General features: G+C 67.8%; 24 protein-coding genes. 20 read left to right on the top strand and 4 right to left on the bottom strand.

The features are described from left to right. Positions 1 to 12: 12 nt before the first annotated feature. A complete protein-coding gene (locus ACSQ3Y_RS21815; RefSeq protein ID WP_436178859.1) occupies positions 13 to 939 on the bottom strand; it encodes an alpha/beta fold hydrolase in 927 nt (308 codons plus the stop codon). A 199-nt stretch (positions 940 to 1138) separates the two neighbouring features. Between ACSQ3Y_RS21815 and ACSQ3Y_RS21810 the strand changes: the two genes are divergently transcribed. The 10 genes from ACSQ3Y_RS21810 to ACSQ3Y_RS21765 all read left to right on the top strand — a co-directional run bounded on the left by ACSQ3Y_RS21810 (position 1139) and on the right by ACSQ3Y_RS21765 (position 10436). After that, positions 1139 to 2143, top strand: a complete 1005-nt coding sequence (locus ACSQ3Y_RS21810) for an AraC family transcriptional regulator (protein WP_082604276.1) — start codon at positions 1139 to 1141, stop codon at positions 2141 to 2143. Between the two features lie 122 nt (positions 2144 to 2265). After that, positions 2266 to 3546 carry an anthranilate 1,2-dioxygenase large subunit AndAc gene (gene andAc / locus ACSQ3Y_RS21805; protein WP_436178858.1) on the top strand — a complete coding sequence of 427 codons (1281 nt, stop codon included), beginning with the start codon at positions 2266 to 2268 and terminating at the stop codon, positions 3544 to 3546. 13 nt (positions 3547 to 3559) lie between these two features. Continuing rightward, a complete protein-coding gene (andAd, locus tag ACSQ3Y_RS21800) occupies positions 3560 to 4078 on the top strand; it encodes an anthranilate 1,2-dioxygenase small subunit AndAd (RefSeq protein WP_436178857.1) in 519 nt (172 codons plus the stop codon). Positions 4079 to 4087: 9 nt separating this feature from the next. Continuing rightward, positions 4088 to 4450, top strand: a complete 363-nt coding sequence (andAb, locus tag ACSQ3Y_RS21795) for an anthranilate 1,2-dioxygenase ferredoxin subunit AndAb (protein ID WP_057203623.1) — start codon at positions 4088 to 4090, stop codon at positions 4448 to 4450. Positions 4451 to 4513: 63 nt separating this feature from the next. Continuing rightward, entirely contained in the window at positions 4514 to 5728 is a 1215-nt protein-coding gene (locus tag ACSQ3Y_RS21790) for an ABC transporter substrate-binding protein (protein WP_436178856.1), read from the top strand. A gap of 37 nt (positions 5729 to 5765) precedes the next feature. After that, positions 5766 to 6686: a branched-chain amino acid ABC transporter permease gene (locus ACSQ3Y_RS21785; RefSeq protein ID WP_436178855.1), complete on the top strand. Its 921-nt coding sequence runs from the start codon at positions 5766 to 5768 to the stop codon at positions 6684 to 6686. Between the two features lie 195 nt (positions 6687 to 6881). Further along, entirely contained in the window at positions 6882 to 7877 is a 996-nt protein-coding gene (locus tag ACSQ3Y_RS21780; RefSeq protein WP_436178854.1) for a branched-chain amino acid ABC transporter permease, read from the top strand. After that, positions 7874 to 8632, top strand: a complete 759-nt coding sequence (locus ACSQ3Y_RS21775) for an ABC transporter ATP-binding protein (protein WP_436178853.1) — start codon at positions 7874 to 7876, stop codon at positions 8630 to 8632. Before ACSQ3Y_RS21780 ends, ACSQ3Y_RS21775 begins: the two co-directional genes overlap by 4 nt. Next, on the top strand, positions 8629 to 9348 hold the full coding sequence (locus ACSQ3Y_RS21770) for an ABC transporter ATP-binding protein (RefSeq protein WP_436178852.1): 720 nt from the start codon (positions 8629 to 8631) through the stop codon (positions 9346 to 9348). Before ACSQ3Y_RS21775 ends, ACSQ3Y_RS21770 begins: the two co-directional genes overlap by 4 nt. A 17-nt stretch (positions 9349 to 9365) precedes the next feature. After that, positions 9366 to 10436: a CDP-6-deoxy-delta-3,4-glucoseen reductase gene (locus tag ACSQ3Y_RS21765; protein WP_436178851.1), complete on the top strand. Its 1071-nt coding sequence runs from the start codon at positions 9366 to 9368 to the stop codon at positions 10434 to 10436. 7 nt (positions 10437 to 10443) lie between these two features. On the opposite strand, the gene ACSQ3Y_RS21760 is transcribed toward ACSQ3Y_RS21765, so the two are convergent. After that, on the bottom strand, positions 10444 to 11487 hold the full coding sequence (locus ACSQ3Y_RS21760) for an AraC family transcriptional regulator (RefSeq protein WP_057203619.1): 1044 nt from the start codon (positions 11485 to 11487) through the stop codon (positions 10444 to 10446). A 246-nt stretch (positions 11488 to 11733) separates the two neighbouring features. Between ACSQ3Y_RS21760 and ACSQ3Y_RS21755 the strand changes: the two genes are divergently transcribed. The 8 genes from ACSQ3Y_RS21755 to ACSQ3Y_RS21720 all read left to right on the top strand — a co-directional run bounded on the left by ACSQ3Y_RS21755 (position 11734) and on the right by ACSQ3Y_RS21720 (position 21837). Continuing rightward, positions 11734 to 12534 carry an SDR family oxidoreductase gene (locus ACSQ3Y_RS21755; RefSeq protein WP_200961145.1) on the top strand — a complete coding sequence of 267 codons (801 nt, stop codon included), beginning with the start codon at positions 11734 to 11736 and terminating at the stop codon, positions 12532 to 12534. 12 nt (positions 12535 to 12546) lie between these two features. Next, complete coding sequence (locus ACSQ3Y_RS21750; RefSeq protein ID WP_436178850.1) at positions 12547 to 14091, top strand: flavin-containing monooxygenase; 1545 nt, start codon at positions 12547 to 12549, stop codon at positions 14089 to 14091. Positions 14092 to 14127: 36 nt separating this feature from the next. Then, positions 14128 to 15348 carry a dienelactone hydrolase family protein gene (locus ACSQ3Y_RS21745; protein WP_436178849.1) on the top strand — a complete coding sequence of 407 codons (1221 nt, stop codon included), beginning with the start codon at positions 14128 to 14130 and terminating at the stop codon, positions 15346 to 15348. 133 nt (positions 15349 to 15481) lie between these two features. Then, entirely contained in the window at positions 15482 to 16807 is a 1326-nt protein-coding gene (locus ACSQ3Y_RS21740) for an ABC transporter substrate-binding protein (RefSeq protein WP_057265815.1), read from the top strand. Between the two features lie 80 nt (positions 16808 to 16887). Further along, positions 16888 to 18633, top strand: a complete 1746-nt coding sequence (locus ACSQ3Y_RS21735) for an ABC transporter permease (protein ID WP_436178848.1) — start codon at positions 16888 to 16890, stop codon at positions 18631 to 18633. A 13-nt stretch (positions 18634 to 18646) separates the two neighbouring features. Then, positions 18647 to 19732 carry an ABC transporter ATP-binding protein gene (locus ACSQ3Y_RS21730; protein ID WP_436180155.1) on the top strand — a complete coding sequence of 362 codons (1086 nt, stop codon included), beginning with the start codon at positions 18647 to 18649 and terminating at the stop codon, positions 19730 to 19732. 77 nt (positions 19733 to 19809) lie between these two features. Further along, the gene (locus ACSQ3Y_RS21725) at positions 19810 to 20694 is read left to right on the top strand and encodes a LysR family transcriptional regulator (protein WP_436178847.1); all 885 of its coding nucleotides are present in this window, start codon (positions 19810 to 19812) and stop codon (positions 20692 to 20694) included. Between the two features lie 81 nt (positions 20695 to 20775). Then, positions 20776 to 21837, top strand: coding sequence for an aldo/keto reductase (locus tag ACSQ3Y_RS21720; RefSeq protein ID WP_436178846.1), 1062 nt, complete (start codon positions 20776 to 20778; stop codon positions 21835 to 21837). A 97-nt stretch (positions 21838 to 21934) separates the two neighbouring features. On the opposite strand, the gene ACSQ3Y_RS21715 is transcribed toward ACSQ3Y_RS21720, so the two are convergent. After that, entirely contained in the window at positions 21935 to 23380 is a 1446-nt protein-coding gene (locus tag ACSQ3Y_RS21715; RefSeq protein ID WP_436178845.1) for a M20 family metallopeptidase, read from the bottom strand. Between the two features lie 7 nt (positions 23381 to 23387). Further along, a complete protein-coding gene (locus tag ACSQ3Y_RS21710; protein WP_057265803.1) occupies positions 23388 to 24380 on the bottom strand; it encodes a Bug family tripartite tricarboxylate transporter substrate binding protein in 993 nt (330 codons plus the stop codon). Between the two features lie 167 nt (positions 24381 to 24547). On the opposite strand from ACSQ3Y_RS21710, the gene ACSQ3Y_RS21705 reads away from it, so the two are divergent. Beyond that, positions 24548 to 25489, top strand: coding sequence for a LysR family transcriptional regulator (locus ACSQ3Y_RS21705; protein WP_436178844.1), 942 nt, complete (start codon positions 24548 to 24550; stop codon positions 25487 to 25489). A 20-nt stretch (positions 25490 to 25509) separates the two neighbouring features. Continuing rightward, positions 25510 to 26001, top strand: coding sequence for an aminoacyl-tRNA deacylase (locus ACSQ3Y_RS21700; RefSeq protein WP_322596542.1), 492 nt, complete (start codon positions 25510 to 25512; stop codon positions 25999 to 26001). The last annotated feature ends 13 nt before the right edge of the window (positions 26002 to 26014 follow it).

Below are 26014 nucleotides of genomic sequence, written 5' to 3'. Positions count from 1 at the left end.
TGGCTCAGCCTCTCAGCAAGACAGGTGCCCTTCGATCAGCCGCGCCACCGCTTCGGGCTGGTCATGGTGCAGCATGTGGGCGGCGTCCTGCACCACGGCCGTGCGGCAATTGCGCACGTGGGTCAGGCGCTGGTGGTATTCGCCCAAGTCGTAGCGGCCCTTCCACCACTGGCCCAGGCTGTCGTCGCTGGCCTCCACAGCGAGCACCGGCGCGGAGATGCGCTCGTACAGGGCCAGGGCTTCGTCGAGCCGGTACAGCTGCGAGCTTGTGATCTTGTGCGCCGGGTCGCCCAGTATCTCCCACCGGCCTTGTGCATTGGGCTCTGCCCAGTGCTGGGCCAGCCAGTTGGCCTTGTCCTGCGAAAGGCGCGGGTTGGTCTTCATCAGGCGCTGGGCCACGCCGTCCACGCCCTCGTAGGCCTTGAGGGCCATGTCGCCCGTCTGCAGCTTCTTGATCTCGTCGATCCACTGGGCATAGCGCTTGGGCGCCTGCTCGGGCTTGGTGGCGGGCATGCCAAAGCCCTCCAGGTTGACCAGGCGGCGGATGCGCTCGGGCCGCACACCCGCATACATCATGGCGATGTTGCCGCCCATGCTGTGGCCCACCAGGTCCACCGGCTGGTCGCCCACGTAGTGGTCGAGCAGCAGGTCCAGGTCGGCCAGGTAGTCGGGAAAGGTGTAGTGGTCGCAGGGCGTGGGCACTTTGCTCAGGCCGAAGCCGCGCCAGTCGGGGGCGATGATGTGCCGGCCATCGGCGAACGCGGCCGAGAACGCATCCACAACGAACTGGTAGGAGGCGCCCACGTCCATCCAGCCGTGCACCAGAACCAGCGGGGGCCTGACCTTGTCGCTCGATGCCTCGCCCCAGTGGCGGACGTGGTAGTTCAGGGTGCGGATGGGGACGAACTCGCTGCGCGAGGTGCGGACGGTGGAATACATGGAGAGCAGCGGGGTGAAAGGGTGAACAGGCGTTGCTGCTATGGTACGTCGGCAGCCCGGCGGTGGTGGCTGCGGGGTTGTCGCATTGGCGCCTGCCGAGCCATGGGTATGGAAATTGCTGAGGTTGACGCAAATCAAAGTGGTGCGCCCCGATGCGTGCTGCGCCCCACCCACGCCGAGGTCCTGCCTGATGGTTCCCATGTCTGCCCTGTCCCTGGATCTGTCGGCGCTGCAGCAGCGCCCGCTGTTCACGTCGGACCTGCGGGTGGATTCGCACGACCTGGTGGCGCGCGAGTTCTCGGACCATGGGCTGAAATGGTGCGGCGGACCGGTGGCCACCTCGCTGTCCAAGGTGCGGGTGCGCCAGCTGCAGCTGTTCATGCTGCAATACGGTGCGGAGGTGGAAATCCGCCCACGCCCCTTCGACGACTTCGTGCTGGTGCATCTGTCGCTCTCGGGCACGGCCGAGATGGTGTCCGATGGCGTTCCCATCCGCCTGCCCGCCGGCGCCGCCGCGCTCATCGCGCCGCGCCACAACCTGCACATGCGCTGGCAGCAGGGCGCGCGCCAGCTCATCCTCAAGGTGCCGTGCCAGTTGCTGCGCGCCTGGGCGCCCGAGTCGCTGGTGGGTGATTCGACCTTTGTTCACCCGCTGCTGCCGCTGAGCGCAGGGCAGGGCCAGCAGTGGCACTTTCTCATGCAATCGCTGCTGCACGTGAGCCAGCAGGCGGTGGAGAGCACCGCGCATGCGCGCTGGGTGGACCACATGGAGAGCAACGTGGCGCTGTTCCTGGCCTCCTGCGCGCAGAGCGTGCCCGTGCCTGCGGCGCCCATGGTGCCCTTGCTGGACGCGGGTGCCGGCAACCCCTTGCCAGGCGCACATGGCGATGTGCGCCGGCTCGACCGGCTCGACGCTTACATGCGCAGCCGCCTGTGCGCGCCCGTGGCGCTCGAAGACCTGGCGCGTGCCGCCGGTGTCAGCGTGCGCGGCCTGAACATGCTGTGCCAGCGCCACCATGGCGAATCACCCATGGCGCTGCTGCGCAACATGCGGCTCGACGCGGTGCGTGCGCGCCTGCAGGAGCGCCCCGGCCACTGCGTGACCGATGCGGCGCTGGAGTTCGGCTTCGGCCACCTGGGCCGCTTTTCGAGCTACTACCGCGAGCGCTTCGGCGAACTGCCGAGCCAGACCAGCTTCAATTGAGCGGGCGCCACTGCACATTTGCAAGAACCGGACAGGCCCGCAGCGCCGCGTGCCGATACTGGATAGCGGGGCAGGGCGAGCGTTTCTAGCATGGAGGCATAGCAATCGAAGAGGTCTCGTCCATGTCTGAAATCCCCGTCGTCGAAGTCGCGCCACCCGTTTCGCTCAAGGCGCAGCGGCAGGTATTCTTCCCGCAGTCCGATGGCTCCAGCGTGCCCTACCGGGTGTTCAGCTCGCAGGAGGTGTACGAGCGCGAGCAGGAGCGCATCTTCCGCGGGCCGGTGTGGAGCTTTCTGGGGCTGGAGGCCGAGATTCCGAACGTGGGCGATTTCAAGTCCACCTTCGTCGGTGATACCCCCGTGGTGGTCACGCGCACGGCCGAGGGGCTGGCCTGCTGGGTCAACCGCTGCGCCCACAGGGGCGCCATGGTGTGCCGTGAAAAGCGCGGCAACGCCGCCAGCCACACCTGCGTGTACCACCAGTGGAGCTTTGCGGCCAACGGCGACCTGCAGGGTGTGCCGTTTCGCCGCGGCCAGAAGGGCATGGTCGGCATGCCCAAGGATTTCAAGACCGAAGAGCACGGCCTGCAGAAGCTGCGCGTGGACAGCTACAAGGGCCTGCTGTTCGCCACCTTCAGCGAGGACACGCCGCCGCTGCCTGAATACCTGGGCGAGCAGATGCGCCCGTGGATCGACCGCATCTTCCACAAGCCCATCGAGTACTTGGGCTGCACGCGCCAGTATTCCAAGTCGAACTGGAAGCTGTACTTCGAGAACGTCAAGGACCCCTACCACGCCAGCCTGCTGCACCTGTTCCACACCACCTTCAACATCTTCCGCGTGGGGATGAAGGCGCGCTCCATCCCCGATGCGAACCATGGCCTGCACAGCATCATTACCGTGACCAAGCCTGAGGTGGAGACGGACACCGCCGCCGCCTACAGCGCGCAGAACATCCGCTCCATGGACGAAGGCTTCGAACTTGAAGAGCCTGCACTGCTCGGCCAGATCCAGGAGTTCGACGAGATGACCACCAACCACATCCAGCCCATCTTTCCGCAACTGGTGGTGCAGCAGATCCACAACACGCTGGTGGCGCGCCAGCTGCTGCCCAAGGGGCCGGGCAACTTCGAGCTGGTGTTCCATTTCTTCGGCTATGCCGACGACACGCCCGAGCTGCGCGAGTTGCGCATGCTGCAGGCCAACCTGGTGGGCCCTGCGGGCTACATCTCGATGGAGGACACCGAGGCCACCGAGCTGGTGCAGCGCGGCACGGCGCGCGATGGCGACAAGCACTCCTACATCGCCATGGCGCGCGAGGCGCCCGAGCAGATGGACACCGTGATCACCGAGAACCTGATCCGCCGCTTCTGGGTGGGTTACCAGGCACTCATGGGCTACTGAGGCACCGCACACCATGACCACGATGACACCCCCCACCGCCCCCGTCGCCATCAGCCGCCAGGAGCGCCTGCAGCTGTGGACCGAACTGCTGGAGCTGCAGCACCGCTACGTGAGCGCGCTGGACAACAACCGCCTCGAGGAGTGGCCCGGCTTCTTCGTCGAGGAAGGCCGCTACGAGATCATCCCCAAGGAGAACTTCGACGCCGGCTTTCCCGCGCCCATCATGTACTGCCGCAATGCCGGCATGCTGCGCGACCGCGTGCTCTCCCTGCGCAACGCCAACATCTTCGAAGACCACGTGTACCGCCACAGCACCTCGGGGCTGGTGATCACTGCCGTCAAGGACGGCGTGGTGCACACCCAGTCGAGCTACGTGGTGGTGATCACCGGCACGGCCGGCGAGTCCAGCGTCTACCAGGCCGGTACGTACCTCGACGAGGTGGTGCTGCACGAAGGCGAATGGCGTTACCGCAGCAAGCGCGTGGTGTACGACACCTCGCGCGTGGCCACCTTGCTTGCCACCCCCATCTGAGGCCCTGCCATGCAAACAAGCACCGAAAACGCACCTGATCGGAGCGCAGCGCTCGCCGATGGCATAGCCGCGTGGCACGACGTGGGCGAACCCGAGGATTTTCCCGACGGTGCCGTATGGCCCGTGGTGGTGGATGGCCTGCCCGTGGCGGTGTTCCGCGACGGGGAAGGGCTCTTTGCCCTGTACGACCTGTGCACCCATGGCGCCGCCAAATTGTCGGATGGCTGGGTGGAAGACGGCTGTGTGGAATGCCCCTTGCATCAGGGCACCTTCGACATCCGCACGGGGGCGCCTTGCAGGGCACCGGTCACCGAAGCGGTGCGCACATTCCCGGTGCGCGTGGTGGCAGGGCGTGTCGAAGTGGGGCTTTGACACCCGCATCCGCAGCGCTCCCGGTTTTTTGGTTTTCCTTTTGTTGATGGATAAGGATTGAAGATGGCACAACTCTCCCGCACCTCGCTTCGCAACCGGCTCGAAGTAGTCGCTCTGGCCGCACTGGCCACTTTGGCGGCCTGCGCAAGCTTCACAGCAACGGCGCAGCAGGGCCCCATCAAGGTCGGCATGGCGCTCGACATCTCGGGCCCGTTCGCCGGCCCCGGCGCCGATGCGCGCGACGGCTTCAACCTGGCCATCAAGAAACTGGGCGGCAAGCTCGGTGGCCAGCCGGTGGAGTTCGTGCAGACCGACATGGCCGGCAGCCCCGACCAGGCCAAGCAGCTGGTGGACCGCTTCGTGCAGCGCGAGAAGATCGACCTGTTCACCGGCCCCATCGCCTCCAATGTCGCGCTGGCCGTGGCGCCCACGCTGTTTGCGGCCAAGGTGCCCTACCTGTCGAACAACGCCGGCCCGAGCCAGCTCGCTGGTGCGCAGTGCAATGCCTACTTCTTCGGCACCGCCTACCAGAACGACCAGTACCACGAGGCTGCGGGCCAGTTCGCGGCCGACCGCGGCTTTGGCCGCATGGTGCTGATCGCACCCAACTACCCCGCTGGCAAGGATGGCCTGACGGGCTTCAAGCGCAAGTTCAAGGGCACGGTGGTCGATGAGATCTACACCAAGGTCGGCCAGATTGACTACGCGACCGAACTGGCGCAGCTGCGCGCCGCCAAGCCCGAGGCCGTGTACTTCTTCCTGCCCGGTGCCATGGGCATCAACTTCATCAAGCAGTTCGTGGGCGCGGGGCTGTCCAAGGACATCATGCTGGTGACCAGCGGCTTCTCGGCCGACGAGGACATCATCGGCGCGGTGGGCGAACCCATGCTCGGCCTGTTCAACACCTCGCACTGGGCGCATGACCTGGACAACGCGGCCAACAAGGCCTTCGTGGCCGCCTTCCGCAAGGAGTACGGCGGGCGCTACCCCTCCATCTACGCTGCGCAGGCCTTCGACGTGATCAGCGCCATGGACTCGGCCGTCAAGGCTGTGGGCGGCAAGGTGGCCGACCGCGAGGCCCTGGTCAAGGCCCTGGCCAAGGCCCAGTTCCCTTCGGTGCGCGGCAGCTTCCGCTATGCCAACAACCACTACCCGGTGCAGAACTTCTACCTGCGCACCATCGGCAAGAACGCCGAAGGCCGCGTGACCAACAAGACCATCAAGACGGTGCTGGAGAACTACGGCGACGCTTTCTCCGCCCAGTGCCCACTGAAGTGAGCTTGCCACCATTGCCCCTGCGCAGCCCCTTCACGCCATGAATCCGATCCTCGTCATCGAGCAGTTGCTCAACGGAGCCGGCTATGGGCTCATGCTCTTCCTGATCGCAGCGGGCCTGACCCTGGTCTTCGGGATCATGGACGTGATGAACCTCTCGCACGGCTCGCTGTTCATGGTGGGCGCTTACGTGGCGGCCACCGTGCATGTGCAGAGCGGTTCGTTCGCGGGGGCAGTGCTGGTGGCGATTGCCGCCACGGTGCTGGTGGCCGTGCTGCTGGAGGTGACGCTGATGCGCCGCCTGTATGGGCGTGACCACCTGGCCCAGGTGCTGGCCACCTTCGGGGTGATCCTCGTGGCCGACGATGCGGTGAAGATGGTCTGGGGCCCATCGCCCGTGATGGCGCCCACGCCTGCCTTGCTGTCGGGCCCGGTGGAGCTGTTCGCCGGCCTGCCTTACCCCTCGTACCGGCTGGTGGTGCTGGTGGCCGGGGTGCTGGTGGCGGGCCTGTTGTACCTGCTGGTCAACCACAGCCGCGTGGGCATGCTGGTGCGGGCCGGCGCGTCGGACCGTTGGATGGCCGAGCTCATGGGCGTGCGCGTCAAGCGCGTGTTCAGCGGCATCTTCGTGTTGGGTGCTGCCCTGGCGGCCCTGGCTGGCGCCCTCATGGGCCCGCTGATGGCCGTGCAGGTGGGCATGGGCGAGGCCATCCTGATCCCGGCGCTGGTGGTCATCGTCATCGGCGGCATCGGCTCGGTGCGCGGGGCCTTCGTGGCCGCCTTGCTGGTGGGGCTGGTGGACACCATCGGCCGCGCCTTCTTGCCGCTCTTGCTGCGTGCCGCCCTGCCGCCCGCCGTGGCGGCCGATCTGGGCCCGCTGTGCGCCGAGGTCGCCATGTACGCCTTGATGGCGGCGGTGCTGAGCTTTCGCCCTGCTGGGTTGTTTTCTGCCAAGGCATGAAATGAAACACCCCCTGAGTCGCTTCGCGCCTTCACCCCTCTCTCGACTCGCTGCGCGAGTCGGGAGGGGGACGCCCCCAGCGCAAGCGCTGGATACGCCGCCTTCGCGGCGGGGCGGCCCTTGCGCGGGGGCACTGGCCTTGGCCGCGCCAGTTTCATGCGCTGCAGGTGGCGCATAGAACCGACGGAACCCGATATGTCCTCTTTCCTGAATATCTCTTCTTCCGCGTTGCCGCAGGAGACTGTGCCGCGCTGGCGCGGCGCAGTGCTGCCGCTGGCCTTGCTGGTGGCGCTGGCGCTGTTCCCGCTGGTGGCATCGGCCCTGGGCCTGGATTTCTACATCGGCTTCATGCGCCGGGTGCTGGTGGTGGCGCTGGCCGCCGCCAGCCTGAATTTCATCATGGGCTTTGGCGGCATGGTGGCGCTGGGGCATGCGGGCTTCGTCGGCGTGGGCGCCTATGCGGTGGTGGTGCTCAGCGACGCGGGCGCTACCTCGGCCTGGGTCGTCTGGGGCGCTGCCATGGCTGCTGCCGCGCTGGTGGCGGCGCTGGTGGGCGCCATCTCGCTGCGCACCAAGGGCGTGTACTTCATCATGATCACCCTGGCCTTCGCGCAGATGCTGTACTTCGTGTTCGTCTCGCTGCGCAGCTATGGCGGCGACGATGGCTACACGCTGCCCATGCGGCCGGCGCTGGGCCTGGGCCTCGATTTGATGCATGAGCCCACGCTGTACTGGGTGGTGCTGGCCCTGGTGGCGCTGGTGCTGTGGTGGCTGGACCGGGCCACGGCCTCGCGTTTCGGCGCGGCGCTGGCGGGCATCCGCGACAACGAAACCCGCATGCGTGCCCTGGGCTACCCGGTGTACCTGCTACAACTGGCGGCCTTCACGCTGGCCGGTGCCGTCGCCGGCCTGGCGGGTGCGCTGCTGGCCACGGGCAACAGCTTCGTGAGCCCGTCGATGATGCACTGGACGCAATCGGCCACCTTGATCGTGATGGTCGTCATCGGCGGCCTGGGCCGGCGCTGGGGCGGGCCGCTGGGCGCGGCCGTGTGGCTTGCGCTCGAAGAGGTGCTCAAGCTGCACACCGACTACTGGCACATGCCGCTGGGCGTTTTGTTGATCGCCACCGCGCTGTATGCGCCCAAGGGCCTGGCGGCGCTGGCGGACCTGCGCGCAAGGAGCCCGCGATGAGCCTTTTTCAAGTGCAGGGCCTGGTCAAGCGCTTTGGCGGCCTGCTGGCCACCGACCATGTGGACCTCTCGGTGGCGCACGGCGAGGTGCATGCCCTCATCGGCCCCAACGGCGCCGGCAAGACCACGCTGGTCAACCAGATCTCGGGCCTGCTGGCGCCCGACGCGGGCCGGGTGCTGCTCGACGGTGCCGACATCACCGCGCTGCCCATGCACCGCCGCGTGGCCAAGGGGTTGTCGCGCTGCTTCCAGGTCACGCGCATCTTTCCGCAGCAGACCGTGCGCGACAACCTGCTGCTGGCCGTGCAGGCGCACAGCGGGTCGAGCTTTCGCTTTGTGCAGCCGCGCTCGCAGGCGCGCGGCCTGTACGAGGCCGCCGACCGGCTGGCCGAGCGGGTTGGGCTGCAAGGCAGCATGGGCGAGACCGCCGGAGCCCTGCCGCATGGCGCGCAGCGCACGCTGGATGTGGCGCTGGCGCTGGCATCGGCCCCCAAGCTGCTGCTGCTGGACGAGCCCATGGCCGGCATGGGGCCTGACGAATCGCTGCAGATGGTGCAGCTCATCGAAACCCTGCGCAAGGACATGGCCGTGCTGCTGATCGAGCACGACATGGAGGCCGTGTTCCGCCTGGCCGACCGCATCTCGGTGCTGGTCTATGGCCGGGTGCTCACTGCCGGCACGCCCGACGAGATCCGCAACAACGCCGAGGTGCAGGCCGTGTACCTGGGCACCGAAACCCTGGAGACGACCCCATGAGTGCGCCCGAGCCATTGCTGAGCTGCCAGGGCCTGGAGGCCGGCTACGGCGTGAGCCAGGTGCTCTTCGGCATCGACCTCGCCATCGCTGCAGGCGAGGTGGTGTCCCTGCTCGGCCGCAACGGCATGGGCAAGAGCACCACCATCAAGACCCTGGTAGGGGCCTTGCGCCCCACGGCCGGCGGCATCCGCTTTGCGGGGCAGGCTACCGGGGCGATAAAAAGCGACGCCATCGCCCGCCTGGGCCTGGCCATCGTGCCCGAGGGGCGCCACGTGTTCCCCAATCTCACGGTGCGCGAGCACCTGCTGGCCTTTGCCGACCACCGCAACGGCCTGCGCGATGCCTGGGATATGGAGCGCATCTACGGGGTGTTCCCTCGCCTCAAGGAGCGCCAGAACCACCTGGGCAACCAGCTCTCGGGTGGCGAGCAGCAGATGCTGGCCATCGGCCGGGCGCTGTCGACCAACCCGCGCCTGCTCATCCTGGACGAGGCCACCGAGGGCCTGGCCCCGGTCATCCGCGAGGAGATCTGGCGCTGCCTGGCCACGCTCAAGGCCGCCGGGCAGACCATCCTGGTGGTCGACAAGTACGTGCACCGCCTGGTGGGACTGGCCGACCGCCATGTGATCCTGGAGCGCGGGCGCGTGGTCTGGCAGGGCGATTCCGCCGCGCTCAATGCCGACCGCAGCCTGTGGTCGCGCTACCTCACCGTCTAAGCCACCAAGGGTTTCCCATGCAGATGATCGAAGAGGTCGGCGCAGCCGTGGCCGAAGTGCCTGTGCATGCCATCACCCTGTTACCTTCGGGCAAGGCCTTCACCAGCCAGGCGGGCGAAAGCGTGCTCGATGCCGCCCTGCGCCAGGGCATCTTGCTGCCCCACCAGTGCAAGACCGGCACCTGCGGCGCCTGCCGTGCCCGGGTGGTCGGTGGCAAGGCGGCGTGCCTGCCCGGCGCGCAGCCTGCTGCCCTGGCGCCGGACGAAGCCGGGCAGGGCGTATACCTGCTGTGCTGCACGCAGGCGAAAAGCGACCTGCGCATCGAATGCGCCGAGATTCCCCACATCCCCGGCATCGCCGTGCGCAAGCTGCCGGTGCGCGTGGCCGCGCTGGAGCGCCTGGCGCCCGATGTCATGCGCGTGCAGCTGCAGCCCCCGGCAGGCCAGCGCCTGCACTACGCCGCCGGGCAGTATGTGGACGTGCTGCTGCCTGGCAACCGCCGGCGCAGCTACTCGCTGGCCACGCCGGCCCGTGACGGGCAGGAGCTGCTGGAACTGCATATCCGCCACCTGCCGGGCGGCCTGTTCACCGACCAGGTGTTCGGCAAGCTCAAGGTGCGCGACGTGCTGCGCATCGAGGGACCGTTCGGCACCTTCGGCATGCACGATGGCGCATCGCAGGCGCCGGCCATCCTGCTGGCCAGCGGGACCGGCTTCGCGCCCGTGAAAGCGCTGGTGGAGCAATTGCTTGCAGCCGGCAGCGAGCGCCGCGTGCACCTCTACTGGGGCGGCCGTGCGCGGGCCGATCTGTACCTGCACGGCCTGTGCCTGGAGTGGGAGCAGGCCCTGCAGGGCCGCCTGAGCTATGTGCCCGTGCTGTCGGATGCACCCGAGGTCGATGCCTGGGCCGGCCGCACCGGCTGGGTGCACCAGGCCGTGCTGCAGGACCATGCGGACCTGTCGCAGCACGAGGTGTATGCCTGTGGTGCACCGGCCATGGTGGACGCTGCCCGGCACGACTTCGCCGCGCTGGCGGGCATGCGGCCCATGGCGTTCTTTGCCGATGCCTTCGTGGCGCAGCCGGGGTGAGCCGGATTCAGTGGGGCTGGCCGTTGCGCTGGCGGGTGTCCGACGGGGTCTCGCCAAAGCGCCTGCGGTAGCCCTCGGCAAAGTGGCCCAGGTGAAAGAAGCCGTAGCGCGCCGCGATGTCCGAGACCTGCGGCGCACGCTCTGCCAGGGAGGGCTGTTGCAGTGCCGCGCGCGCCGCATCGAGCCGCAACTCGCGCAGGAAGGCCATGGGGCTCTTGCCTGTGCACTGTGCAAAGGTCTGCTGCAGCGACCGGGCGCTAATGCCCACATGCGCGCACACCTCGGCCAGGGTGATGGGCAGCTCCAGCCGGCTGTGCATGAACTCCTGCGCGCGCTTGACCACGCGCGGCAGCACCACGGGTGCGCTGCCCGGCATGGCCGTGCCGGCGCCCAGGGCCTGTGAATAGTTGTGCTGCGTGGACAGCAGCAGACTGGTGAGCAAATGGTTTTCGGCCTGCTCGGCCAGCACCGGGTGGCCCAGCAGGAAGGCGTTGGTCTCCACCGCCGAGCGCAGGTAGGCAATGAAGCTGGCCATGCCCATGAGCGCGGGCTGGGCCAGGTCCACCCCTAGGTCGAACACCAGTGGCTGCTGCACCGGTGCCTGCAGCAGGGCCGACAGGCGGGTATGCAAGGCCGCGCGGTCGATCTTGACGATGAACTGCGGGCTGTCTTCGTGCCAGCGCATGGACAGCGGCTCGGTGGGCGAGGGCAGCGAGGCCATGAGCGCATGCGATTCCACCGCCTGGCCGCCGCAACGCACCGTGGCGCCACCGCGCAGCGGTATCTGCAGCAGGTAGAAGCCGCCCAGGTGGCCCGGCTCGATGCGCACGGCCGGGCCGTACTGCACGTAGTTCAGGCTGGCATCGCGGTGCAGGGGCACGCTGTGGTGGCAGGCATCGAGCTGCGCGCCCCGGTGCAGGGTCGCCAGCTCGTGCGGGCAGAACACGCGGCCAACGAACTCGCGCGCCTCGTCCAGGTCGTGGCTGTCGAACAGGCGAAAGCGCTCCAGCGGTAGCGGGTGCGCGGTGCTGCTCTGCTGGGCGGTGTGCATGCGGTTCGGCCGGTGGGGTGTTGGTTCTTGGGCAAGCACGAAACACGCCACGGCAGGGGGCGCGAAAACATGCGTTTGCGGGATACACCCTGCGCTTTCGGGATGCGGATGCGCGGGCTGCCTTTCTATTCTTGTGCAGGCCCCGGGTGCTGCGCAAGAGCGTTAGCACCCGGGTGCACAGGGCGGATGTGACGGCGTGTTACCGCTGATGCACTGCAACATGTTTCGGACAACACAGGAGTCAGCATGGTCCAGGGATTCGACAGCATGCGCGGCAAGAGCGCGATCGTGACCGGGGGCGCCACCCTCATCGGCGCCGGGGTGGTGCGTGCCCTGCACCAGGCTGGGGTGCGGGTGGTGGTGGCCGACATCAACGCCGAGGCCGGGCAGGCGCTGGCGGACGAGCTGGGGGTCGGGGTGCTGTTCAGCCGTACCGACATCACTGATGACGCCCAGGTGGCCGCTTGTGTGGCCCTGGCCGCAGAACGCCACGGCGGGGTGAACTACTTGGTGAACCTGGCCTGCTCGTACCTGGACGATGGCATCGCCTCGCCGCGCGAGGACTGGCTGGCCTCGCTCAACGTCAACCTGGTCAGTGCGGTGATGGTGCTCAAGGCCGTGCGCCCGCATTTCCAACAGGCCGGGGGTGGGGCGGTGGTCAACTTCACCAGCATCTCCTCGGGCGTGGCGCAGACGGGGCGCTGGCTGTACCCGGTGGGCAAGGCGGCCATGGTGCAGCTCACGCGCAGCATGGCCATGGACCTGGCGGCCGAGGGCGTGCGCGTGAACAGCGTCTCGCCCGGCTGGACCTGGTCGGCCATCATGGACCAGCTCACCGGCGGCGACCGCGCCAAGACCGACCGCGTGGCCGCGCCCTTCCACCTGCTGCGCCGAGTCGGCGACCCGGCCGAGGTGGCCAATGTGGTGCTCTTCCTGTGCTCGGACCTGGCCAGCTTCGTGACCGGTGCCGACTATGCATGCGACGGCGGCTACTCCGCCATGGGGCCCGAGTCGCACGAGCCCGCCATTCCCAAACTCATGTCCTGAAGGAGCGCCACCATGACCAGAACCGTAGGCATCATCGGTGCCGGCTTTGCCGGCCTTTCCACCGCCAAGGTGCTGCGCGCCTTCGGCTTCGAGGTGACGGTGTTCGAGAAGGAGCCCGACGTGGGCGGCGTCTGGGCTGCTTCGCGCCGCTACCCGGGCCTGACCACGCAGAACCCGCGCACTACCTATGCGCTGTCGGATTTTCCGATGCCGGCCAGCTACCCCGAGTGGCCTTCGGGCCAGCAGGTGCAGGCCTACCTGCAGTCGTATGCCGAGCACTTCGGACTGGTGCCGCACCTGCGCATGTCCACCACGGTGGAGAGCGCCGTGCTGGACGAAGAGGCCGGCGTGTGGACCCTGAAGGCGCGCCGAGCAGCAACCGGCCAGGGCGGCGCCTTGCCGGCCGAGGTGCACCGCTTCGACTACCTGGCGGTGTGCAACGGCATCTTCAGCGAGCCGGCCGTGCCGCAGTACCCGGGCGCGGATGCATTCGTGGCTGCTGGCGGGCGCGTGTGCCATACCAGCCAGTTCAACGACGCGAACGAGGCGCGCGGCAAGCATGTGCTGGTGGTGGGCTACGGCAAATCGTCGTGCGACGTGGCCAATGCCATCGCGGCCGACAGCGCCAGCACCACGGTGCTCGCGCGCCAACTGATCTGGAAGATCCCGAAGAAGTTCATGAACGTGCTGAACTTCAAGTTCCTGCTGCTCACGCGCATGGGCGAGGCGCTGTTCAAGTACATCGAGCCCAAGGGGTTCGAGAAATTCCTGCACGGCCCGGGCTTGCCGGTGCGCAACTCCATGCTGGGCAGCGTGGAGTCGGTGGTCACGCGCCAGCTCAAATTGCGCGAGATCGGCCTGCACCCGGGAACGCCGCTCGAAACCATCGCCCGCAGCACCGTGAGCCTGGTGACCGACGGCTTCTACGAGAAGGTGGCTGCCGGCGAATTGGGTGTGCGCAAGGGCGTGAGCATCCGTACGCTGCAGCCCGGCCAGGCCGTGCTGAGCACTGGCGAGACGGTGCCCGCCGACCTCGTGGTCTGCGGCACGGGCTGGCACCAGCAGGTGCCGTTTCTGGACAGCAGCGTGCTGCAGCGCGTGACCGATGCGCGCGGCAACTTCCGGCTGTACCGCTCCATTTTGCCCGTGGGCATGCCGCGCCTGGCGTTCAACGGCTACAACTCCTCGTTCTTCAGCCAGCTCAACTGCGAGATCGGTGCGCTATGGCTGGCCAACCACCTGCGCGGCGGGCTGCAGCTGCCACCCCCAGACCAGATGAACGCGCAGATCGACCGGCGCCTGGCCTGGATGGAGGAGCGCACCGACGGCAAGCATTCCAAGGGCACCAACATCATCCCGTTCTCGGTGCACAACATCGACGAGTTGCTGCAGGACATGGGTTTGCCCCTGGGCGTGCTCACCCGCTTCAAGCAGTGGCTGGGGCCGGTGGACCCGGCGGACTATGCTGTGGTCACGCGGCAACTGCTGGCGCGGCATGCCGGCGCATCCCCTGCGGCTGGTGCGTCGCAGGCCGTGCCCGGTGCTACCGCTTCCTGAAACTCCCACGAACCCAAGACCATAAGGAACCCTACCATGCCAGGACAATGGACTACGCTCGACGCTGCAGACGGCAGCGGCAGCTTTCGCGCCTACCTTGCCACCCCCGCCAGCGGCAGCGGCCCTGGGCTGGTGCTCGCGCAGGAGATCTTCGGCGTGAACGCCACCATGCGCGATGTGGCCGACTACTACGCCGAGGAAGGCTATGTGGTGCTGGTGCCCGACCTGTTCTGGCGCCAGGAGCCTGCCGTGGAGCTGGACGCCGCCAGCGACATGCCGCGCGCCTTCGGGTTCTACCAGGGCTTTGACGAGGCCAAGGGCGTGCAGGACCTTCAGACGGCCATCTCGGCGCTGCGTGCGCGCCCCGAGGTCCGCGCGCACGGCGGCAAGGTGGGCGTGCTGGGCTTTTGCCTGGGTGGCAAGCTGGCCTACCTGGCCGCCTGCCGCACCGATGCCGACGTGGCCGTCGGGTACTACGGCGTGGGCATCGAGGCCGCGCTGACCGATGCGGCGGACATCCAGTGCCGCCTGGTGCTGCACATCGCCGAGCTCGACGGCTTTTGCCCGCCCCCTGCGCGCGAGGCCATCGTGCAGGCCCTCTCGGGCCGCGAGAGCGTGGAGCTGTACGTCTACCCCGGCACCGACCATGCGTTTGCGCGCGCGGGGGGCGACCATTTCCACAAACCTTCGGCGCTGATGGCGCACCAGCGCAGCGTGGCCGCGCTGCGGCGCGAGATGGGCCCGCACTACGACCTGTCGGCTCTGTGGGACAAGCACTGCGAGTACGAATTCGCCACGCGCGACGTGGACGCCACCATGTCCACCATGGTGGCCGAGCCCTATGTGAACCACATCCCCACCATGACGGGCGGCGTGGGCTACCGCCACCTGCACGACTTCTACACGCGCCACTTCGTCAACAGCAACCCGCCCGACACCAGCCTGACCCCCATCTCGCGCACGGTGGGCGCCACGCAGGTGGTCGATGAGATGCTGTTTTGCTTCACCCACACCACCGAGATCCCGTGGATGCTGCCCGGCGTGGCGCCCACGGGCCGGCGTGTGGAGATACCGCTGCTGGCGGTGGTGAAGTTTCGCGGCGACAAGCTCTACCACGAGCACATCTACTGGGACCAGGCCAGCGTGCTGGTGCAGGTGGGGCTGCTGGACCCCAAGGGTCTGCCCGTGGCGGGGGTGGAGGCGGGGCGCAAGCTGCTCGATGAAACGCTGCCGTCGAATGGGCTGATGGAGCGTTGAATGCAGGGGGTCTTCTCGTTCTAGGTGATAACCCGACAGGCCGTGCGACTGATGTACCGCATCAGAAACAATGATTGGCGGCCGGTGACCGGGCCGCCTACATTGGGGCCACTAGAACATAGAGGAGACATCCATGCAGCGCATTCTTTGTGCGGGGGCCCTGGCCGCCGGTTTGTTGTGTGCCGTGCAGGGCGCCCAGGCGGGCACCGTGACGGTGCTCACGTCCTTTCCCAAGGAACTCACCACCGCGTACCAGAAAGCCTTCGAGGCCAAGAACCCGGGCATCAAGATCGAGATCCTGAACAAGAACACCACGGCGGCGATTGCCTATGTGCGTGAGCTGCCCGAGGGCCAGCGGCCCGACATCATGTGGGCCTCGGCCCCCGATGCGTTCGAGGTGCTGGCCCGCAACAAGCTGCTGCAGGCTGCACCGGACACCAAGAACCCCGCCGCGCCGGCCAAGATCGGCAACTACCCGCTCAACGACCCGCAGGGCCTGTACTACGGCCAGGCGCTGGCGGGCTACGGCATCATGTGGAACACCCGCTACCTGCAGGCCAACAAGCTGCCTGCGCCCAAGGCGTGGGCCGACCTCACGCGCCCTGAATACTTCGGCCACGTGGCCATCTCCTCGCCATCGCGCTCGGGCACCACGCAGCTCACGGTGGAGACGATTTTGCAGGGCGAGGGCTGGGACAAGGGCTGGGCCCAGTTGCTGGCCATGATGGGCAATGCCGCCGCCGTGACCGACCGCAGCTTTGCCGTGCCCGATGGCGTGAACAACGGCCAGTACGGCATCGGCATCGTGATCGACTTCTTTGGCCTGGCGGGCAAGTACTCGGGCTTTCCGGTGGATTTCGTCTACCCGGCCATGACGGCCGTGGTGCCAGCCAACATCGCGTTGATCGCGGGCGGCAAGAACACGGACGAGGCCAAGAAGTTCATGGCCTTCAGCATGTCCACCGAAGGGCAGCAACTGCTGTTCGATCCCAAGATCAGCCGCCTGCCCATCCTGCCCTACAGCAGCCTCAAGGCACCCGCAGGCTACCCCGTGCCGCAGGAGGTGGCGCAGCGCGCCAAGGTGCAGTTCGATGCCGTGCTGTCCGAGAACCGCTACCAGGTGGTGACCAGCCTGTTCGACCAGATGGTGACCTTTCGCCTGAAGGAGCTGCAGGCCGCCACCCGCGCCATCCATGATGCGGACAAGGCCTTGAAGGCCAAGCCCAACGCCAAGGGCGCCGAATTGCTGCAGCAGGCGCGCAGCCTGGCCTTCACCTCGCTGGTGGGCGAGGCCAATGTGAAGAACGAAGAGTTCCTCGAACTGTTCCGCAAGAACCGGCGCGATGTGGCGGTGTCCAAGCAGCTCACGGGGCTGGAGCAGCTGTGGGCCACCAAGGCGCGCGAGAACTATGACCGCGCGCGCACGCTGGCCCAGCAAGCACAGGGCATGGCCAAGTAAGAAGACGGCACGCACTCCACACCACAACCCGGCGCAATCGCGCCCAAGGCGCCCTGCAGGGGCGCCGGGAAGCCACCACCATGTCTGCTGTCTACTCCGAACCCGGCGCCGCCGGGCCCGGTGCGGCCCGCCCGCGCCTGTTGCATGCCCTCACGGGCGTGGGCCCCTGGATCGCCTTCGGGCTGATCCTGGCCTTCCTCTTGCTGTTCTTGCTGATCCCCGTGGGGCTGGTGGTCTATACCGCCTTCATCAACGAGACGGGCGCGCTCACGCTGGGGCACTTCGCCAACTTCTTCGAGCAGTCGGTGTTCCGCGAGTCGTTCTTCAACAGCCTCGTGGTCTCGCTGGCCAGCGTGTTCTTTGCGAGCCTGATCGCCGTACCACTGGCCTACCTCACGGTGCGCTTCGAGTTCCGCGGGGCACTCTTGATCCAGACGCTGGGCGTGCTGCCCCTGATCATGCCGCCCTTCGTCGGGGCCGTGGCGCTGCAGCTGATCTTCGGGCGCAATGGTTCAATCAACCTTCTGCTCAACGAATACTTCGGCTTCACCGTGCCCATCATGGACGGGCTGGTGGGCGTGACCTTCGTCGAGAGCATTCACTACTTTCCGTTCATCCTGCTGAACCTGGTGGCCTCCATGCGCAACATCGACGGGGCCATGGAAGAGTCGGCCCTGAACCTGGGCGCGCGCGGCTGGCGGCTGTTCCGCCGCGTAATCTTCCCGCTGGCCATGCCGGGCTACCTGGCCGGTGCGGCGCTGGTCTTCGTGAAGGTGTTCGACGACCTGGGCACGCCGCTGGTGATGGGCGTGACCAACATGCTCGCGCCCCAGGCCTACCTGCGCATCACTTCGGTAGGCATCGACGACCCGCTGGGCTATGTGATCAGCGTGATCATGATCGCCTTCTCGATCCTCGCGCTGTGGATGGCGGCGCGCGTGATGAAGGGCAAGGACTACGCCACGCTGCAAAAGGGCGGCAGCTCGCTGCAGCGCAGGCGCCTGTCGGCGTGGGAGTCGGTGCTGGCCTATGGCTGGATAGGGCTCATCCTGGTGGTCACGCTGGCGCCGCACATCGGCATTCTGCTGATGTCGTTCTCCAAGGTGTGGAGCTTCTCGGTGCTGCCCGATTCCTACACGCTGGAGCACTACGCCACGGTGTTCACCGACTCCAAGCAGATGATAGGCAACACGCTGCTGTACTGCTTCATCGCGGCGGGGCTGGACGTGGTGATCGGCACCTCGATTGCCTACCTGATTCTGCGCACGCAGCTGCCGGCACGCCGCTGGCTCGACTACCTGGCGTCGGCCGCGCTGGCCATCCCGGGGCTGGTGCTGGCCATTGGCTACCTGCGCATGTTCAAGGGCGTGAACCTGCCGTTCACCGATACGCCGGTGGTCACCACCTGGGTGCTGATCATGCTGGCCTACGCGGTGCGGCGCCTGCCGTATGCGCTGCGCTCGTGCATGGCGGCGCTGCAGCAGGTGCATGTGTCGCTGGAAGAGGCGGCGCAGAGCCTGGGGGCGTCGCGCCTGTCCACCATCCGCCGCGTCATGGTGCCGTTGATGATGGGCGGCATTCTCGCGGGCTTCGTCACCAGCTTCATCACGGCGGCGGTGGAGCTTTCGGCCACCATCCTTCTCTCGTCGGCACAAAGCCAGGCGCCCATGAGCTACGGCATCTACCTGTACATGCAGAGCATCTCGGGCCGCGGCCCGGGCGCGGCGCTGGGTGTGCTGGCCGTCGTGGTGGTGGGGCTGGGTACCTATTTCTCGCACCGCTTCGTGGAGCGCTCGCGCACCACGGTGCAGGCCAAACAGGGGTGAACATTCCATGCATCTGAACAAAGTCTCTCTCGACGCCCGGCACATCAGCCTGAGCTATGGCAGCACCGAGGTGCTGCGCGACGTCAACCTGCGCATCGAACCCGGCGAGTTCTTCGCCCTGCTGGGCCCTTCGGGCTCGGGCAAGTCGACCCTGCTGCGCCTGATCGCAGGCTTCAACCAGCACCAGCGCGGCGAGCTGCTGGTGGACGGGCAGGACATCACCGGCACGCCGCCACACGCGCGCAACGTGGGCATGGTGTTCCAGAGCTACGCGCTGTGGCCCCACATGACGGTGTGGGACAACGTGGCCTTCGGCCTGGTGGAGCGGCGCGAGACCAAGGATGCCATCCGCCGCAAGGTGGGCGCGGTGCTGGAGCTGGTGGGCCTGGGTGACTACGCGCAGCGCCGGCCCGGGCAGCTCTCGGGTGGGCAGCAGCAGCGCGTGGCGCTGGCGCGCACCGTGGTGATCGAGCCCAAGCTGCTGCTGCTCGACGAACCCCTGTCCAACCTGGACAAGCAGTTGCGTGTGCAGATGCGCGAGGAGCTCAAGAACCTGCAGCGCAAGCTCGGGCTGACCACGATCTTCGTCACCCATGACCAGGAGGAGGCCATGACCACGGCCGACCGCATGGCCGTGCTGGACAAGGGCATCCTGCAGCAGGTGGGGGCCGCCACGGGGCTGTACGACTTTCCCATCAACCGCTTCGTGGCGGGCTTCGTGGGCACGGCCAACCTGCTCGAGGGGCAGGTGGTTTCCGTGGGCGGCGAGACGCTGGTGTTCCGCGTCGATGGCCTCGGAAACCTCACGCTGCCCCGGCCGGCCGACCCGCCGGCCGTGGGCGCTGCGGCCATGGCCTTCCGCCCGCACCAGGTGAGCATCCGCGTGCGCGACGAGCAGGTCGATGCCTCGCGCCTGTGGCTCAACGGTCTGGTGGAGAGCGCCGAGTTCCTGGGCGAGTTCTCGCGCTACCGGGTGCGCGTGGGGGAGGTGGCCATGGTCACCGACCAGCCGCACTATGCCGGGCTGGCCATGTTCGCGCCCGGCTCGGAGGTACGCCTGGGCATCGAGCCCACGCAGGTGCGCTTTCTGGACCAGTAAGAAGGTGTGACCACGCCACAATGCAGCCCGATGCCTGAACCTTTCTTCTTCTTCTGCTTCTCCGTGGCCTGACCGGCATGGAGATCTACCAACTGCGTGCCTTCGTCACGGCGGCCAAGCTCGGCCATGTGACGCGCACCGCCGAAGCGCTGCACCTGACCCAGCCGGCCATCACCGCCCAGATCAAGGCGCTGGAAGAGGAACTGGGCGTGGCCCTGTTCGACCGGCGGCCGGGCCGTATCAGCCTCACGCGGGCCGGCGAGGCCTTGCTGTCCGATGCCGAGAACGTGCTCACGGCCGCCGGGCACCTGCTGGGCAAGGCGCGCGACCTGCAGGGCGAGGTCACCGGCTCGCTGACCCTGGGCACGGTGGCCGACCCCGACACCCTGCGCCTGGGCTCGCTGCTCGGCGCGCTGGTGCGCACCTTGCCGTTGCTGGAAATACGCACGCGCAATGGCCCGGCCGAAGAACTGCGCGAGCAGGTCGCGGCGGGGCTGCTGCAGGGTGCCTTCTACATCGGCCCCAACATCCCGCGCGAGGTGATGGGGCTGGCGCTACAGACCATCCACTACCGCATTGCCGCACCGGCCAGCCAGGCGCCACAGGTGCTGCATGCGGGTTGGCGCGACATCGCGGCCATGCCCTGGATCGGTGCGCCGCCGCTGCACCATGTGCAGACGCTGATGCGCGACATGTTCGCGCGCCAGGGTCTCACGCCGCACCAGGTGATCGAGTCCGACGAGGTCTCTTTGCCGCAAAGCCTGGTGCGTGCGGGCGTGGGCCTGTCGCTGCTGCGCGAGGACGTGGCCTTGCCTGCCAGCGAACGTGGCGAGGTGGTGATCTGGCCGCATGCCCGGGTGGGGGCGCTCTTGAGCTTCATATACCCGCGCGCAGCCGAGCACGACCCGGCCATCGTGGCCACGCTGCAGCTGCTGCGCAGCGTCTGGGGTCTGTCGGGGTAAGGGCGGAGGCCGGTGTTCAGGCACAGGCCTGCAGACTTTGCCGGCAACCCGTAAACTGCGCGGCTTGCCAACGGAGTCCGCATGAAAACCATCCAGCTCGGTCAGAGCGATCTGCACGTCACCCCCATTTGCCTGGGCACCATGACCTTTGGTGAACAGGTCAATGAATCCGATTCCCACGACATCCTCGCCCGTTCGCTGGCCCGGGGCGTGAACTTCATCGACACCGCCGAGATGTACGCGGTGCCCGCCAAGGCCGAGACCTTCGGCGCCACCGAGACCATCATCGGCAACTGGTTCGCGAAGAACCCCGGCGCGCGTGAGAAGCTGGTGGTGGCCACCAAGGTGGCCGGCCCCTCGCGCGGCATGCCCTGGGTGCGTGAGGGCAAGGGCCTGACGCCTCAAGACATCGTCGCATCGTGCGAAGGCAGCCTGCGCCGCCTGCAGACCGACGTGATCGACCTCTACCAGATCCACTGGCCCGAGCGCCATGTGCCGGCTTTCGGCACCATGTACTACGACCCGGCCAAGGAAACCTCCGAGACGCCCATCCACGCCCAGCTGGAGGCGCTGGCGGGCCTGGTCAAGGCGGGCAAGGTGCGCTATGTCGGCCTTTCCAACGAGACCGCCTATGGCGTGCACGAATTCGTGCGCCTGGCCGAGCAGCATGGCCTGCCGCGCGTGGCCACGGTGCAGAACCCCTACTGCCTGATCAACCGCACCTGGGAAAACGCGCTGGACGAGACCTGCCACCGCCTGAATGTGTCGCTGCTGGCGTACTCGCCCCTGGCCTTCGGTCTGCTCACGGGCAAGTACGACGAGAGCGGCACCACCGGCCCCGATGCCCCCAAGGGTGCGCGCATCTCGTCCTACGAGTCGGTGCGCAAGCAGCGCTGGGGCCGCCCCGAGTCGCTGGTGGCCGCGCGCCGCTACAACGCGCTGGCGCGCGAAAACGGCCTCACGCCCACGCAGCTGGCGCTGGCGTTCTGCTACACCAAGTGGCAGGTGGCCAGCACCATCATCGGCGTAACCTCGGTGGCGCAGCTCGAAGAAGACCTGAACGCCTGGGGCACGGAACTCTCGCCCGAGCTGCTCAAGGCCATCGACGCCATTCGCCTGGAGTTGCGCGACCCGGCATTGTGAAGCCCCCCTGAGTCGCTTCGCGCCATCCCCCCAGGGGGACGCCCCCAGCGCGGCGGAGCGGCCCTTGCGCGGGGGCACTGGCCGGACCGCGCCACTTTCAGGCGCTGGTGATCGTGCTCAGCGCGCCTTCCTTCCAGGGCACGCCACCGGGCTCGCCCAGGTCCCAGAACAGGCCCGCCATCACGGCCAGGCCTTCGCGGGCCACGCTGGCCAGCAGGTGCTCGTTGGGCGCATGCTGGGCACAGGCCGGGTACGAGTGGGGCACCCACAGCGTGGGCAATCCCAGGTCGTCCGCGAAGATGTCGTTGGGCAAAGAGCCCGCCAGGTTGGGCAACAGCGTGGCCGGGCTGCCTGCGCTGGTCTGCATGGACGCCAACGCCCAGTCCACCCAGGGGTTGTGCAGGTCCAGGCGCGTGGCGCCGCACTGCATCCCGAGTTCGATCTCCACGTCGGCAAAGCCGTGTGCGTCCAGGTGGGCGCGCACGATGTCCTTGAGGTTTCTCCAGTTCGTGCCGACCACGAAGCGCAACTGGCAGTGCGCCACGGCGCTGGAGGGAATCGCATTGACGGGGCGCGCGGGCAAGCCTGCGCCCAGGGCCAGCACCTCCAGCGTGTTCCAGCCCACGAGCTGCTCGGCCGAGGTCAGGCCCGGTTCGCCCCAGCCCGGCGTCAGGGCTGGGTCGTCGGCGCCGCCGCCGATCACCACGTCTTTCAGGGCGGTGCGCAGCTTCTCGGGCAGCGGTGGGGGCAGCAGGCCGGGCACGAGCATGCGGCCACGGGCGTCCACCATGCTGGCCACTGCATGGGCCAGTACCGTGGCGGGGTTGGAGAGCACGCCGCCCCAGTTGCCCGAATGGTAGGCCTTGGGCCGGCTGCTCATCTTGAGCGAGAAATTGATGGCGCCTCGCGAGCCCAGAAACAGCGTGGGCCGCGCCGCGTTCACGCGCGGGCCGTCGCTGGCGATGAAGAGATCGGCCCTGAGGGCCTCGCGCTGCTGCTGGCAGAAGGCCGCCAGGCCCGGTGAGCCGGCCTCCTCGCCCATCTCCATGAGCAGGGTCACGTTGTAGCCCAGGCGCCCCTGGCGGGCGGCGATGGTCTGTGCCAGGGCCGCGAGCACCACCGTGTGCTGGCCCTTGTTGTCGGCCGTGCCGCGGCCGTACCAGCGGTCCCCTTCGATCTTCAGTTCCCAGGGCGACAGGCCTTCGCGCCAGTTGGCGTCCTGCCCGTTGACCACGTCGCCATGGCCGTAGGTGAGCAGCGTGGGCAGATCGGGCGACTCCACGCGGCGCGCCAGCAGCACCGGGCCACCGCGTGCGTCGGGGTTGTCCAGCACCTCGCAGGCAAAGCCCAGCGGTTCGAGGCCGGGCACGATCTCGTCGGTCAGGTACTGGCGCAGGGCGGGGGCGCCAGGCTGGCCGGTGTCGCTCTCGGTGCGCCAGCCCACGCGGCGGCGCAGGTCGGCCTCGAAGCTGCCGCCGTCGAAGTGGTGCTGGACGCTGGCCAGCAGTTGTTCGCGGGATGGGTTCATCGTCGTTGTCGTCATGCTGTCATCACTCCACAATGATTTTGGCGCGGTGTGCCAGGGCGCGGTAGCGCCCGATCTCGTCGTCGATAACGGCACGCGTGGCCACGGGCCCCAGGTGCACGGGCTCCATGCCCTGGGCTCGCATCTGTTCCTGAATGGCGGGGTCGCGCGTGACGGCCTCGACCTCGGTCACCAGCCGGCGGATGATGGGCAGCGGCGTGCGTGCCGGCGCGGCGATGGCGTACCAGGCGTCGAACGCCGCGTCGGGCAGCTGGAGTTCGGCCACCGTGGGCACGCCGGGCAGCATGCTGGAGCGGCTCTTGCCCGCAATCGCCAGGGCACGCAGCTTGCCCGCGCGGATCTGCGGGGCAGCGGCGGCCACGGTGTCGATGCCGAGTTGGATTTCACCGCCGATCAGCGCCATCAGCGACTGGCTGCTGCCGCGGTAGGGCACGTCCTGCAACTGGATGCCAGCGGCCTGCTCCAGCAGCGCGCCCGCCAGGTGCGGGCCTGAGCCGGAGCCGAAGGTGGCGTAGTGGATGGTCTTGGGTGCGGCCTTGGCGGCTGCGATCAGGGCGTTGAGGTCCTTGTAGGGCGCACTGGCGCTGACCACCATCACCAGCGGCGCGCGGGCCACGGTGGCCACGGGGATCAGGTCCGTCGCAGGGTCATAGGGCAGCTTGCTGCGCAGCGCGGGGTTCACCGAGTAGCTGGTGGAGCCCGAGACCAGCAGGGTGTAGCCGTCGGGCTTGGCACGCACAACGGCCTCGGTGCCGATGATGGTCGAGGCACCGGGCTTGTTGTCCACCACCACGGGCGTGCCCAACCGGATGCCGAGTTTCTGCCCCAGGGCGCGGGCCACCGCATCGGTGCCGCCGCCAGGCGGAAAGGGCACGATCAGGCGCACGCTCTGCTCGGGCCAAGGGTCTTTGGCGGCAGTGGTGGTTTGGGCATGTGCCGCTGTCAACGTGGTGGCAAGCACGGCAAGAAGCAGGGGGATTCGAAGGCGGTGGTTCATTGAAGCTCCAGAGTAGGGCGCCGGGCTTTGCAGCGCAAGGCGCAGCACCCGCGTGGCTATCGGTTGATTGGAGCCTCGATGCACGCAAGATCGATGCTGGTTTACCATTGCTATTCATAGAGAATAAGCAACTAACCATTGCCTTGAAGGCAATACAAGAGCGCCTCATGTCCCTGTCCCTGCTGAGCCTGCCCCTGCGCTACTTCCTCGAAGTGGCCCGCACCGGCTCGGTCAACCAGGCCGCGCAGCGCCTGCATGTGGCCGCTTCAGCCGTGAGCCGCCAACTGGGCAAGCTGGAGGATTCGCTGGGTGTGTCGCTGTTCGAGCGGCAGCCGCGCGGCATGCGCCTGACGGCGGCGGGCGAGCGCCTGCTGGCGCATGCGGGCGCGCATGCGCAGGAGTCGGCCCAGTTGGTGGAGCAGCTGCAGGGCCTGGCCGCGCAGGAGGCGCGGCGCGTGCGGCTGGCCTGCACGGAGGGCTTTGCGGCGGGCTTCATGCCACTGGTGATGGCGGCGTTCCGCGGTGCTCACCCCGAGGTCGAACTGCAGTTGCATGTGGGCGTGCCCGAGGAGGTCTCGGCGCAGGTGGCGCGTGGCGACGCGGACCTGGCCCTCAAGTACAGCGTGGCGCCCGAGAAGGGCCTTGCGGTGCTGCACTCGGCCATTGCCCCGGTGTTCGCCATCACGGTGGTCGCCCATCCGCTGGCGCAGCAGCGCATGGTGAGCGTGGCCGACGTGGTGCGTTACCCGCTGCTGCTGGGCACGGCCGGCATCACCGGGCGCCAGCTGTTCGACCTCTCGTGCACGCTGCAGGGCCTGCGCTACACGCCGGCCGTGGTGAGCAACTTCTCGTCGGCGCTGCTGCCGCTGCTGGGCCCGCGCGACGTGGCGCTGGCCAGCTACCTCACCGCGGCGCGTTGGGTGGAGGAGGGCGTGCTCGCCGCCCGCCCGTTCGAAGACGTGCAGCTGCAGCAGCGGCGCCTGCAGGTGCTGGCGCTCGACGGCCGCGTGCAGCCGCCGCTGGTGCAGGAGTTCACCGGCGTGCTGGTGGCTGCCATAGAGCAGTACGGCAAGCGCAAAGTGGGGCGGCGCAAGCGTGTGCCCGTGTGAATGGGTACTATCGCTGCGCCATGGCCAAGAAAGAACACGTCTCCGAAACCCCTGCCACCCAGCTCCTCAAGGCGCGCAAGGTGGCCTTCACCGAGCACCCCTACGAGTACCTGGAGCACGGCGGTGCCTTGCACAGCGCCGAAGTGCTGGGGCTCGACCCCTTCACCGTGGTCAAGACCCTGGTGATGCAGGACCAGAACGCCAAGCCCCTGATCGTGCTGATGCACGGCAACCGCAAGGTCTCCACCAAGAACCTGGCGCGCCAGATCGGCGCCAAGTCGGTCGAGCCCTGCGCCCCCGAGGTGGCCAACCGCCACAGCGGCTACCTGGTGGGCGGCACCTCGCCCTTTGGCACGCGGCGCGAGATGCCGGTGTACATCGAAGGCAGCATCCTCGACCTGCCGCGCATCGCCATCAATGGCGGGCGGCGCGGTTTCCTGGTGCAGATCGACCCGCAGGTCTGCGTGCAACTGCTTGGTGCGCAGACCGTGCACTGTGCGCTGGCAGAATAGCGGGCCTGTGCAC

Origin of the sequence: Acidovorax sp. LjRoot66 (assembly GCF_964253305.1) — a bacterium.
Lineage (GTDB): Bacteria > Pseudomonadota > Gammaproteobacteria > Burkholderiales > Burkholderiaceae_C > Acidovorax.
Note: the sequence above shows the minus strand (reverse complement) of the source record. Positions and strands in the feature narration are given on the sequence as shown.